11 protein-coding genes are annotated in these 13017 nt (G+C 42.1%); 4 read left to right on the top strand and 7 right to left on the bottom strand.

What is annotated here, in order from left to right:
• Window positions 1–172: 172 nt before the first annotated feature.
• The 4 genes from L2730_RS05350 to L2730_RS05335 form a co-directional block, all read right to left on the bottom strand.
• Complete coding sequence (locus tag L2730_RS05350) at window positions 173–1423, bottom strand: valine--pyruvate transaminase (RefSeq protein WP_248973654.1); 1251 nt, start codon at window positions 1421–1423, stop codon at window positions 173–175.
• 493 nt (window positions 1424–1916) lie between these two features.
• Window positions 1917–3305 (bottom strand): sensor histidine kinase, encoded by a 1389-nt coding sequence (locus L2730_RS05345; RefSeq protein ID WP_248973653.1) that lies wholly within the window; start codon window positions 3303–3305, stop codon window positions 1917–1919.
• Window positions 3241–3924 carry a winged helix-turn-helix domain-containing protein gene (locus L2730_RS05340; RefSeq protein ID WP_248973652.1) on the bottom strand — a complete coding sequence of 228 codons (684 nt, stop codon included), beginning with the start codon at window positions 3922–3924 and terminating at the stop codon, window positions 3241–3243. Before L2730_RS05340 ends, L2730_RS05345 begins: the two co-directional genes overlap by 65 nt.
• A 45-nt stretch (window positions 3925–3969) precedes the next feature.
• Window positions 3970–4509, bottom strand: coding sequence for a PepSY domain-containing protein (locus L2730_RS05335; protein WP_248973651.1), 540 nt, complete (start codon window positions 4507–4509; stop codon window positions 3970–3972).
• Window positions 4510–4953: 444 nt separating this feature from the next.
• Between L2730_RS05335 and L2730_RS05330 the strand changes: the two genes are divergently transcribed.
• From L2730_RS05330 to L2730_RS05320, 3 genes are all read left to right on the top strand, one after another.
• Window positions 4954–6096 carry an exonuclease SbcCD subunit D gene (locus L2730_RS05330; protein ID WP_248973650.1) on the top strand — a complete coding sequence of 381 codons (1143 nt, stop codon included), beginning with the start codon at window positions 4954–4956 and terminating at the stop codon, window positions 6094–6096.
• Window positions 6093–9158, top strand: coding sequence for an AAA family ATPase (locus L2730_RS05325; RefSeq protein WP_248973649.1), 3066 nt, complete (start codon window positions 6093–6095; stop codon window positions 9156–9158). The genes L2730_RS05330 and L2730_RS05325 overlap by 4 nt, the downstream gene beginning before the upstream one ends.
• Window positions 9159–9455: 297 nt before the next feature.
• Window positions 9456–10742 carry a peptidoglycan DD-metalloendopeptidase family protein gene (locus L2730_RS05320; RefSeq protein ID WP_428848435.1) on the top strand — a complete coding sequence of 429 codons (1287 nt, stop codon included), beginning with the start codon at window positions 9456–9458 and terminating at the stop codon, window positions 10740–10742.
• Between the two features lie 51 nt (window positions 10743–10793).
• On the opposite strand, the gene L2730_RS05315 is transcribed toward L2730_RS05320, so the two are convergent.
• The 3 genes from L2730_RS05315 to L2730_RS05305 form a co-directional block, all read right to left on the bottom strand.
• Window positions 10794–11204, bottom strand: coding sequence for a hypothetical protein (locus L2730_RS05315; RefSeq protein ID WP_248973647.1), 411 nt, complete (start codon window positions 11202–11204; stop codon window positions 10794–10796).
• Between the two features lie 71 nt (window positions 11205–11275).
• On the bottom strand, window positions 11276–11782 hold the full coding sequence (locus L2730_RS05310) for a M48 metallopeptidase family protein (RefSeq protein ID WP_248973646.1): 507 nt from the start codon (window positions 11780–11782) through the stop codon (window positions 11276–11278).
• 110 nt (window positions 11783–11892) lie between these two features.
• Window positions 11893–12336: a DUF3010 family protein gene (locus tag L2730_RS05305; protein ID WP_248973645.1), complete on the bottom strand. Its 444-nt coding sequence runs from the start codon at window positions 12334–12336 to the stop codon at window positions 11893–11895.
• A 205-nt stretch (window positions 12337–12541) separates the two neighbouring features.
• Here L2730_RS05305 and L2730_RS05300 point away from each other — a divergent pair, with 205 nt between their 5' ends.
• The gene (locus tag L2730_RS05300) at window positions 12542–12988 is read left to right on the top strand and encodes a YHS domain-containing (seleno)protein (RefSeq protein WP_248973644.1); all 447 of its coding nucleotides are present in this window, start codon (window positions 12542–12544) and stop codon (window positions 12986–12988) included.
• The last annotated feature ends 29 nt before the right edge of the window (window positions 12989–13017 follow it).

Genomic DNA, 13017 nt, shown 5'->3' with positions numbered 1-13017 from the left:
GCTGTATTGGATTGATGCCCCGTATGAGAAAACTATCTACATTAGGGCATTACATTACTGAATTGGTACGAGTTTTTGACTACAGGTGTGTGTCATTCATTGTCGTATTAAATTGCGCTGCAGATAAGTAAAACAGAGCTTATATGATCTATAAGCTCTGTTTAGTAATAGGCTATGCTTGTTTATACGCCTTAATCACTTCTTCAGCGATTATCGCAATTCCTGTGCGCATTTTTTCTTCATCCTGAACGTAGTTCATCCGTAAACACTGATGTGCGTGTGACCAATCTTCTTTTTGACCAAAGAAGAAATACTCACCAGGAACAATCAATACCCCCCGTTCTTTAAGGCGGCGATAGAGTTCCATAGTGGTAATCGGCAGTTCATCGAACCAGAGCCAGAGAAACATAGCCCCTTCGGGTTTATGTATTTTGAATCGTTTATCAGTAATTGACTGTTGCAGCAATGACAGCGCAAATTCAGATTTTTTCTGATAAAAAGGTTTAATAACCGATTCACTTAAGCGCAGTAGATCGCCAGATTCAATCATGTGCTTGGCAATCGCAGGTCCGAAACCTCCAGGTGCTAGACTGATGATGCCATTAAGGTTGGTCAATGCTTGTGTTATCTTTTCATTCGCTATCACTATGCCGCAGCGAACGCCTGGCAACCCCAATTTTGATAGGCTCATACATAAGATGGTATTGCTGTTCCAAAAAGGAGTAACCTCCTCAAAAATGATATTGGGAAACGGCGTACCGTAGGCATTGTCGATGATAAGTGGTATGTCATTATCACGGGCTAATTGATCGAGCTTGGCGACTTCGGCGTCAGTCAGTACATTCCCCGTTGGGTTAGTAGGGCGAGATACACATATTGCCGCCACTGAATCATCAACCTTTAGTTGTTCAAAGTCGACATGGTATTTAAATAGGCGGTTATCGAGTTGTTCAATTTCAGGGCGGTAAGAGACAAAAATATCATCGTCTAAACCTGCATCATTGTAGCCAATATATTCAGGTGCTAACGGCAGTAGAATTTTTTTATGACTGCCATCAGTTTGCTTGCCTGCGAGCAGATTAAATAAGTAGAAAAATGCGCTTTGGCTACCATTAGTGAGACTGATATTTTTTTCGCTGATCTCCCAGCCATAGGTCTCTTTAAGTAAGTTTGCCAACGCCTTTAAGAAAGTATTTTTCCCTTGAGGACCATCATAATTACCTAAGGCTGCTACAAGTTCGCCATTTGCTAGCATTTTTGCTGATGCTTGATGAAAGTAATCTTGCATTGCTGGAATGGTGGCTGGATTGCCGCCTCCCAGCATAATCGCACCTGGTGTGCGCAGTCCGTCGTTAAGATCTTGCATCAATTGGTTAATGCCGGAATTACGATTAAATTTCTCACCAAACTTTGAATACTGCATGAAAACGATACCTGAAAATGACGAAAGGGTTTATCAGAGCCTGTAGTAACAATATTCACCGACAAACGCACTGATTTTTTTATTTAATAGTGACTAATTTGCAATGGGTCATGTTTTGTAAGATAAATCGTAAATAATTTGTCCACATTAGAGTATTAGCCATCAAAGCGGTCAATGTTAGCCGTTAAGCTTGATTGTCTTACCTGAGCTGACTTTGTTTACCACTTTAATTTGCAGATTCTAATCGTGGGTACACTGTGAATGGCATTATCTGCCCCAGAGCAAGTTCATCATTGCACTTTTTTCTGCGGTCAGCATCTCCATTTCTGAGGCAATTCTTCTTTGTTGCTAACTCTATAGCCACATATTTTTACTCTTGTAGGTACAAGCTGTCACTATGGCGGACCACTTTCCAAGCTGGGCCGTTGAACATTAATGGCAAAGCACAATAAAAGTGCTCTGTAAGCGGCTGGTAGATAATTACGAATAGCACTTAGTCTGAGAATGTAATTTGAACAGCGAGCCCTGGTTTATTATCCAACAACTCAATGGTGCCACTATGCAGTTGTATTATGGCTTTTACTAAGGTTAAACCTAGGCCAAAACCTGCAACTCCACGGCTTTTTTCAATGCGATATAACCGCTGAAAGACTTTCTCTTTTTCGCTATCGCTGATCCCAGGGCCATTATCGCTAATGATAAATCCGTTAGGCGTCAATCTCGCTTCAATTTGTGCATTAACACCTGCATATTTACTGGCGTTTTCTAATAGGTTGTATATGGCGCGAAACAGTAAAGTGGCATCACCTTGGAGCGATAAAGGAGACGGTAGCTGCAGAGTCACAAGTTGTTGCTTCTCTTCAGCAAGAGGCTCGATTAAGTCGACTGCGTCGATGATGACTTGTTGTAAATTAACGTTAGTGAAATTTTGGCTATTGTCCTCTCGTTGCTGCTGCAAACGGGTGAGCTCAAGCATTGAACTAAAAGTGAATAGTATTTCATCAAGTTTATGTAGCATCGATTCCAATTGTTCAGTTGGCAGGTTTTCAAGCTGCTTATCTAATATTTCAGATTCCATTTGCTGTCTTAAATGGCTAAGCGGAGTGCGTAAATCATGGGCTATCGCATCAGTTATTCCCGCTATGGTTTCAAAAGAATGTTGCAATTGACTAAGCATAGTATTGATATGTGAGGCCATGTGGTCGTACTCATCATTTTGCTCTGATACCGCAACCCGCGCGCTAAGGTGTCCTGCTTCAACCTGCAACGCCACTTGGTTAAAACCATTGATGCGTTTTAACACTCGTTTGGAGAATATTAAGCCTGTTATTAGGCCTAGCAAGATGGCCAAACACAAAGCTATCGCAGATGCGCTAATGAATTGTGCTTTAAGCTCATATAATGATTCATCATCAACGGCGACGATGAGCGTTCCCGAGCCTAAAGGCTGTGCACAACCAGAAACCAGTCTAATTTCATCGTATTGATCTAACCAAATTGGGAAGCGACTTAGGGTTGGGCATTGAGGTAATGTAGGGGCTTCACTCAATCTACCAATAGATTGTTGTTTAGTTTGATAGCTTAAGATGTATTGCCTTGAGCTTTGAGCTTGTAGTTCAAATTGTTCAACAAATTGCGCAGTCGTCAATTGCTCAGCAAGTAATGTTTGTTGAGCAATAATATTCGCCATTTGTAATTGTTGTTGTCGGTTCATTTGACCAATGCTTAATTGGTACAATACAACAAGCAAAATGGCGACTACTGATAGTAATAAGCCCGTATATAAGCGGGTTAAACGCCATACTGAGTGAGCAGATTTAACCCTGTTCCACCATGCGGTAACCAACGCCACGTACTGTTTCAAGAAGGGAGGGAAGACCATCAAATTCTACCTTTTTTCGTAATCTTGCCATATGCACATCAATCACATTAGTTTGTGGATCAAATTGATAATCCCAAACGGCTTCAAACAGTAATGAGCGAGACACGACTTGTCCGCTATGCTCCATTAAATAACGTAGTAGCTTAAACTCTTTGGGTTGAAGAATAACTTCATTATTTCCTCTAAACACTTTTCGAGACAGTAATTCCATCTTTAGATCAGCGACCTGCAAGACATTGGTTTGTTTGTCACTGTTCGACCCTTTACGCTGAATCAATATCTCAATACGTACTAGCAGTTCAGAAAGAGCAAAAGGTTTGATCAGGTAATCATCACTTCCCTCACGCAATCCTTTTACTCGTTCAGAAACGCTGTCTAAAGCACTTAGAATTAAAACGGGTGTTTTTTTGCCCGCATTTCTTAACGTGGTTAATACTGTTAAACCATCTAGTTTAGGCAGCATCCTATCAAGTAAAATTAATTGGTAGTCGCCTTCAAGGGCTAAAAATAAACCATCTTGGCCATTTTCAGCCAAATCAACCTCATAACCCTGTTCTTTAAGGGCTTTTTGTAAGTATTGACGAGTTGTTAGGTTATCTTCAATAACAAGAATTCGCAAAAATACTCCTAAGGGGAGTGTGTCTCCCCCATAAAATAGACTGAATTAGCGCTTCATGACCGGTATAACTTTACCTGTTGTGACATCTACAATGACACGAGTTAGGCCTTGTTCACCCATTAATTTAAATTTGTAGAATGTAATACCTTTTTTGCTCTCTAATTCAAATTCGATGACATCGGCAGCATATTTTTGCTTCAACTGGGCAATGGTTGTACTTAAGTTAAAGTTTGATGCCTGTAACTCTTGTAATGCTAGCAAATCCTCATCATCTAAGCGGCTTAAGCTATTTTTAGTTTTGTGTTTTAGCACGCTACCATCAGTAAGGCTTAATTCAATCTTATGTTTCTCTTCCGCTTTAAGGTTAACCGCTTCAATTTCGTAGGTTGCTTGATTATTATGATCATCAATTTCAAACTCGACGATATGTTTGGCGTAATCGGTAGTAACCTTATCGACTGCCTGTTCTAAGCTAAAATTCGCCCGTTGCAGTGCCAATGTAGCTAGAGCATCATCTTCTTTGTCGGCAAAGGCTGCAAGTGGTGTGAAAGCCAGTGCAATACAGATTAATTTAGTACATTTCATTTTGTTATCCTAATGAGTTGTTTGCTGAGAACTGAATTGTACGTTGCGCTCCTTGCACCAACGTGGATGATTCATTACAAAAAGTTAATGCGGGTAATAGTCCAAATAACCAAACTCTCCCCCTTAATCGTTAATTGGCTATTTTAACAAGCTGGAGACTATTCCGTTTAGTTATTCTCCACAAATAGCCTACAGCGCAGTAAAAACAGCCAAGAAGCGCTGCCCTTCGGGTTCGTTTCAATGCTTTTATTGCTGCGTGATGAGCTTTTCACTTAGCCCGCTAAGCATCATCGCTCAAGCCTTGCCTTAAAAGCATTGAATTCGAAAAAAAAACTAAGCTCGAAAGACCAATAGCCCCAAGACGGGCAATCACACTTGTATAGCAAGGAGGCTTTTCTTACTATAGAAGCCTCTCTCATCTCCTTCATTTTTAAACGAGAATGCATGAAATTTATCCACACTTCTGACTGGCATATTGGCAGACAACTGCATAATCAGTCGCTACTAGACGATCAGCGCTATGTCTTGCAGCAAATTATTGAAATGGCAAAAGAGCAAGACGTTGATGCCCTGATTATTGCAGGTGATATTTATGATCGCTCAGTGCCGCCAGCAAATGCAGTCGCATTACTCGATGAAGTGTTAAATACCTTGGTTAATGAACTTAAAATATCAGTCATTATGATTGCTGGTAATCATGATGGCCATGAGCGATTAGGCTTTGCTTCAAGACAGATGCAGGACAGTGGACTGCATATTGTGGGGCCTTTAAGTGCTTCGCTAAATCCTATAGAGCTGAAAGGCAAGCAAGGAAACGCTATTTTTTACCCGCTTCCTTATGCTGATCCTGCCACGGTGCGTCACGTGTTTGAATGTGAAGTCAGTACTCATGAAGAGGCGATGATAAAGCTGCTTGAGCAAGTGACTGAACATGATGCTAAAGAGCTACCTAAAGTGGTGATCAGTCACTGCTTTTTAGATGGTGGCAGTGAGTCGGATTCTGAAAGGCCAATAAGTATTGGCGGCGCAGATAAAATATCACCAAGTCTATTTTCTGATTATCAATATACGGCCTTAGGGCATTTGCACGGCCCTCAATATAAAGGCAGTGAACAGATCCGATATTCAGGCTCGCCGTTGAAATATTCTTTTAGTGAGCAAAATCAGAAAAAGTCAGTCACTCTGGTTGAGTTTGACTCGGCTGGCAAAGCAGATATTAGTTTGTTACCCCTAAATGGCATGCGAGATGTTCGTATCGTTGAAGGGCTGTTATCGGATATCTTAGTTGCGGGACAAACTGACCTTAACCGAGATGACTACTTAATGGTTCGCCTTCTTGATAAAAGTGCGATTCTCGACGCCATGGGTAAATTACGCGCGGTGTATCCTAATGTATTGCATCTTGAGCGAACCGGTCTAATGGCACAAAATCAACAGCTTGATATTGGTAAAGAGCATATTAAAAAAGGTGAACTGGATATGTTCAGTGACTTTTTCTCTCAAGTGTATGGCGAGTCTTTAACTGAAAAGCAGCACAGTGCGATAGTCGACACCATAGATTCCCTGCATAAGGGAGAGCAAACATGAGGCCGATTAAGTTAACCATGTCTGCATTTGGGCCCTTTAGTGGCCAACAAGTCACAGATTTTGAAGCACTTGGCGTTCATCCACTGTTTTTGATTAATGGCCCAACAGGCGCGGGCAAGACAACCTTACTCGATGCAATCTGTTTTGCGCTTTATGGTAAAACCACCGGTGATGAGCGTGAAGGCAGCCAGATGCGCTGCGATATTGCTAATGATGATGTGTTAACAGAGGTCACTTTTACGTTTGCATTGGCTGACAATCAATATCGTATCCGCCGGGTGCCTGAGCAGCCGCGAGCGAAGAAAAGTGGCGATGGTTATACAGTACAAAAGCCTGAAGCGCAGCTATTTAAGCTGGATGCCGATGGTACTGAACACCTGCTTGTAGCGAGTAAAGTGTCTGAAGCTACGGCAGAGATTGAGCTACTCACTGGACTCGATGCGGATCAATTTCGGCAGGTGATGGTATTGCCTCAAGGTAAATTTAGAGAGTTGTTAATGGCAGACTCTAAAGATCGAGAGAAGATATTCAGCCAGTTATTCCAGACGCAAATTTATCGAAAAATAGAAGATAAACTTAAGTTTAAGGCTGCGGCAATAAAAGGCGCCGTGCGAGATCACCGCAATAAACGTGAAGGTATGTTGCATAATATAGCAGTGGAGTCTGATGAGGCTTTGGCAAATGAGCTTAATAGCCTTGCACCAGAACTTACTGTGTCAGCAGAGAAGAAAGAAGCCGCACAGCTTGCTCTTATTGAGATCAATAAGCAGTTTGAAATGGCTAAACTGCTGCGAAACGATTTTGAATACTTAGATAAACTTAAGCAAACCGCTACTGAATTAGCCGCGCGAAAAGAGACTGTTGAACTACAGCTGTCAAGTCTAGACGCAGGTCAAAAGGCACTGCAGCTCAAACCTGTGCTTGAAATGTCTTTAGCGCGCGATACCGAGGCGTCACAAGCTCAACATGTGGTGACGCAGGCGCAATTAGCCAAGCAGCAAACTGAAAACGCATTGGCGCTTAGCTTAACTCAATTTAATCGCTTGGCGGGACTAGAACTAACGCTTCAACAAACTCAAAGTGAGCAACAACAATTAACTCAGCTGGTCCCTCAACTTCAAGGGCTAGATAGTGCGCAAAAAGCCTTGGCATTAGCAAGCAGCCAGCGCGAGCAGGCGCAACAAAAAGGTGTGGCAGCAAAAGCTGCGCTTGATGGGTTATTAGCTGAAAGGCAAACGGCGGAGCAGCAAGTGCCACAGCTTGAGTTTACGGCTACCGAGTTGGTGAATGCTCAACAAGCGCTTAGTGGGCACAGTGAATTAATTGAACGCTTTACTCATTGGCAAAAAGCCAAATCTGAAGTTGAGATCACAGAGGCTGCTTTGGCAGCTGCAAAAGCCCAAGGTCAGCAGCTTCGGCAGGTATTTACACAAGCTCAGACTCAGCATCAAACATTAAAGTTAGTTTGGCACCGTGGACAGGCGGCGATGTTGGCCCAACAGTTGACTATGGGACAACCTTGTCCTGTTTGCGGCAGTGTTGAGCACCCTCATCTTGCTCAAAGTGAGCAACAATTGCCAACTGAAGAGCAATTGCAACAAGCACAGTTGGCTGAGGACCAAGCAGCGGAGGCTCTTACTCAAGCTAGAGCAAAATACTCCGGACTCAGTACTAAACTGCAAGAGCAAGTAAAGGTTGCTGATGAACTGAAGCAAAGAATAGAGCTTACAGCCGATAGTGCTGCATTATCAGCTGAGCAGCTTGGCGAGCAACAACAAGCGTTGAATAAGCAAGTTGAAACCGCTAGCCAAGCAACACAGCAATTAGCAAGATTAAGAGAGCAGCTACAAACTTGGCAAGTTAAAGAGCAGACACTGCGAGCAGCACTAGATACAGAGCGCGAGCTATACCAAGGCGTACAGACACAAGTTGCCACATTGCAAGGGCAGTTAGAGCAGCTTTTGGCAGCTATTCCAGAGCAATACCGCACTGTTGATTCGCTTAATAGCGCAATCGCTCAATCTAATCAGCAGTTTGCTAAGCAACAAAAATCGATAAACGCTATTCGTCAATCTCACACTGATGCGCTGGAGCTAGATGCATCAGCCAAAGCGGCGCTGGTGAGTGCAGAGGTTAATCTGTCGCAAGCGACAGAACTTGCTGGTAACGCAAAAATATCACTTAACGAACAGTTAGTATCATCAGGCTTTAGTGAGCAACAGTCATTAATGCAAGCCATGTTGCCGGAAGCGCAGTTACAGCAACTTGCTGCCGAGATAAATCAATATCAGCAGGATTGTGTCGCAAACCAAGCTAATTTGGCTCAGTTACATGAGAAACTGCAGCAGCAATCGAAACCTGAACTGGAAGATATTGCAGCTCAAATGAGCCTGTTACAAACAGCGCGCCAGCAAGCTGAGCAAGAATGGCAAGCAATGCAAGGGCGCATGACTCAGCTAACGCAAACTCAAGAGCAGCTTAACGATGCCGATTCCCAAGCTAAACAATTAGAAGATGAGTACGCAATCGTTGGTACTTTAGCAGATGTAGCCAACGGTCAAACGGGCAACAAGGTAAGCTTACAGCGTTTTGTATTGAGCGTATTACTTGACGATGTATTACTCGAGGCGAGTGAACGTCTGCAGCTTATGAGTAAGGGGCGTTACCGTTTAATCCGCAAGGAGGAGCGTGCCAAAGGCAATAAAGCATCAGGGCTGGAGCTTGAAGTGGAAGATGCCTACACCTCAAAAGTAAGGCCTGTTGCAACACTCAGTGGTGGCGAAAGCTTTATGGCTGCTCTGTCTATGGCATTAGGATTATCGAATGTGGTGCAGGCTTATGCTGGTGGTATTAAGTTAGATACCTTATTTATCGACGAAGGTTTTGGTAGCTTAGATCAAGATTCGCTCGACTTGGCGGTTCGTACTTTGATGGACTTGCAATCAGCAGGGCGCATGATAGGGGTTATCTCTCATGTTTCTGAAATGAAAGAGCAGATTGCCACCCGTATCGATATTAATAAGAGCGCAGTTGGTAGCGAAATTTCTATCGTTCTGCCTTAAAGTGATAGTGCTTGCCGTTAGAAACCTGCTTTAAGATTTTAACAAGGCCTAGATATTCGACTTAGGCCTTTTTTGTATCGATTAAGCATTTTTATCGACGCTATATTTCAAGTTAATTCACCTGTTTGCAGGATTATTACGGATGAACTTCAGGTTAAACATGCAATAAAATTGCTGTTTTGTGCGCTGAAATAGTTTTTTATAGGCAGTTTATTTGGTATAAATTGGCGCTAGCCTTCATTAATAGGGGGCATTTGGCGTGAATGAAACAAATAATAATTCAAGGTTGGACTTAGGTTGCAGTCAGGTAAAATTTCTTTTTTTAAAATGTCGCTTTTTCGTTTTGCAGCTCTGCCTTCTCTGCATCGGAAAATCTTAATTGGTTCGGTTTTACTGTTTGGCGCTGCATTTATGTTGCCACAGAATCAACAGTTATTATCACAAAGGATCCCTGTAGAGCTCGATATAGATGCTTTGATCTCGCAGTCAACACCGATCCCTGCAATCAATACACTGTTAGATAAACCTAGATTTGAAAAAGTGATTGTTAAAGGAGACACGTTAAGTGGTCTTTTTGAACAAGGTGGCGTAGATCAACAAACCATGTATCGTGTGTTAGAAGCAGATCTAAACGTACTTGCACTTGATACATTGCAACCTGGTAACGAGATTCAGTTTTGGCTTGATGAAGCTGATAAACTTGAGAAGTTAACACTCTACTTTAGCGCTGCTAGACAGGTTACCTATAGCCGTTTTGATGATGGCTCCTTTAATGTCGATGAAGTCAACATTGAGGGCATTTGGCGTAATCGCAGTGTTACTGGTGAGATAAATGGTTCTTTTTATCTCTCAGCGCAGAAAATGGGGCTAAATGCCGCCCAGATCCAACGGGTTGAGTCATTATTGAAAGAGAAACTTAATTTTGCTCGTGACTTACGTGCAGGCGATAAGTTCTCTGTATTGATCAATGATCAATATATTGACGGCGTAGCTACGGGGTCTAGTGATATCTTAGGGGTCACTATCGACCGTGGCCGCAGCAGCATTAATGCTTATCAATTCACCGATGGTAATTTCTATGATGAGCAGGGCAGAAGCTTAGCGCGCGCCTTTCAGCGAATTCCACTGCAGCGAAATTATCGTATAAGCTCTCGATTTAACCCACATCGTCATCACCCTGTAACAGGCCGTACAAGCCCACATAATGGTACTGATTTTGCCACGCCTATTGGTACCAAAGTTGTAGCGCCTGGTGATGGTATTGTCTCATTGGTTACCGATCATCGATTTGCAGGTAAGTATGTGGTGATAGAGCATGGTAATAAGTACCGCACTCGCTATTTACACCTGTCGAAATCTTTGGTGCATAAAGGTCAGCGAGTATCTCGTGGCCAAGTCATTGCGCTATCGGGCAATACAGGCAGGATTACTGGGCCGCACTTACATTATGAATTCCATATTAATGGCCGAGCGGTTGATCCAATGAAAGCCAAGATCCCAATGGCAAATCAATTATCTAAAAAGCAGATGGGTGCCTTTGAACAATTAGTTCGGGTGAGAAAGATGATGATGGGACAAGTTTAAATTCGGTATTTCAAAGGCGAATATAGCCAATCTTCGTCAAAATAAGCAAATCTATAAAGCTTGCAGGCGCTGTTGCTGTTTCATCGCGCAAAGGCAGGCTTTGCCTCTAAGTGCTGGACAACTCTTACATGGATTAGCTTTGTAGGGGCGATGAGCCATTGTGCTACTAAGATCTAATTTGTTGATGAGTTTCAGTGATGTAAAAGCACCGTTGTCATTCGCGCTATGCAGCCTTTTATAAGCAATAGTATGTGAGATTACGTTATTGAGGCTTGCAAGCTTCGCTTGATACTTGAGAGTTTTAAGCTGATATTTCTCTATTTTTCGTTGGCGCTTTTTCTGTGATATAGCACGCTCGATGCAGTTTGTTGCGGTTAAAGACAAGTAAAAGTTAAGTTTACGCTGTGATTTAGCTAACTTGATTTGATATTTTTGTTGATGACTTTGCTGCTTTGGCTTCATTACAACTCACAGATTGACTTTACTGTGCATATTGTAAATGAAAATCGTTATCAATAAAAGGGTGTTCAAATTTAGCAATAGGGGTTTTGCTCAGCATCGATTAGGGTTAACAACAGCCTAAGTTCAAACTCAAGTTGATGATAATCGCCTTCCATATGACAACATAACTGATAGAAAGCTTTGTTGTGCTCTTTCTCTTTTAGATGGGCAAGTTCATGTATGACCACCATTCTTAGCAGCCCTTCCGGTACTCTCTTTAGTCGTGAAGATATACGAATTTCATTCTTCGCTTTTATCTTTGAACCTTGCTTACGTGCAACATAGGAGTGTAAACCCAGTGCTTGATGCTTCAGGGATATCTTGTCATCAAAGATAACTTTAGACAGTGGCTGAGACTTACGCAGATATTGATTCTTTATAGCGATGGTGTAGTCGTACAGTGCTTTATCTGTGCGTACTGAATGGATTTCTGGATGTCTTTTCAGTAGCACATCAGCCAGTTTACCTTGAGATAATAAGGTTTGAACTTGCTGTTGAATTTCGCTCTGGTAGCCGTTTAGATAGGGAAGAGGTTGCATAATGAGTTTAGTAAATTAGGGGATATTACAAAAGGGACGATGGCATCTAGCCTGGCCTTAAACAATGAATTTTCATCAAGGTTAACGTCCCTAGCTGTGTTTCTCTGTAATTACTCTTCTTCTACCTTGAAGATGGTTAAGTTATGTGCAGCATAAGCCGCTTCGAAAGCATTCTTTTGGAATCGCTTAAGCCCAAGACCTTCAAAGTCAACTTGCGGTGGATTACGCTTGAGCTGTGCTTTAACCGTAACAGGGGAGATGAGTGTTACCGGCAGTGATAATACTTGAATCGCAGCCTCAAGTTTAAAGCTCGTCACGCTGCCTGCGTTTTTGCCTTTTTGTTCACGTTCAATGATGACAACTTCATCAACACGGTAATCTTCTAGTAGTTTACCAAAGGCAAAGTGAAACTCTCGAATCGTTTCGGTTTGCGCTGAGTTTGAAATAGCGAATGATTTCTGACGGCAATCAGGCACATTATAGGTTTCGCCTTCATAACTTAATAAACTGATGATGGCTTCGCCACCTTTTAACTCTACGCCACAAACTCTCATGATAAACCTTAACAATAACAATATTGCGCATATTGTAGCGTTATTTTGCTCAGTGGTCAGCGTTTAGCATTGGCATATTGCAAATATATTTTGGTTTGTTGTATGACATTTCAGTTAACTTCATTTAAATGAGTAGTAATGAAATACGTTATGCCGTCGCTCGGTCTAGTTGGTTATGTATTGTGTAATGGGAGAGAGGGAAATTATGAAACGGATCTACAATCTAACGGCTATTTTGTTGAGTTTTGTTTTAGTTGGCTGTACGAGCTTAGGCGGTGAGCCAACGTTTCAGGACGAAGGTATCGCGGTTAATGGTTACGATGTGGTTGCTTATTTTACTGAGCAGGAACCAGTTAAGGGTAACCTTGAATTTAGCAGCCATTATAAAGATACCCAATGGCTTTTTAGCAGTGAAGAACACAAGTTGTTGTTTGAGCGAAACCAACAACAATACCTTCCACAATATGGTGGCTACTGTGCCTACGGCATGTCGAAAGGTTTTGTGGTGGACACTGACCCAAATGCATTTACCATACTAAATAATAAGCTTTACTTAAATTATAGCCTTGGAGTGCGCGAGACATGGTTACAAGATACCGCTTTGTATATAGAGCGTGCAGACAAAAACTGGTTGGAAAAAATTGCTAAATAAATCTTCTACTTTGATTTTGTTTAAATAAA

The organism is Shewanella kaireitica (assembly GCF_023284045.1).
Classification (GTDB): Bacteria; Pseudomonadota; Gammaproteobacteria; order Enterobacterales; family Shewanellaceae; genus Shewanella; species Shewanella kaireitica.
Note: the sequence above shows the minus strand (reverse complement) of the source record. Positions and strands in the feature narration are given on the sequence as shown.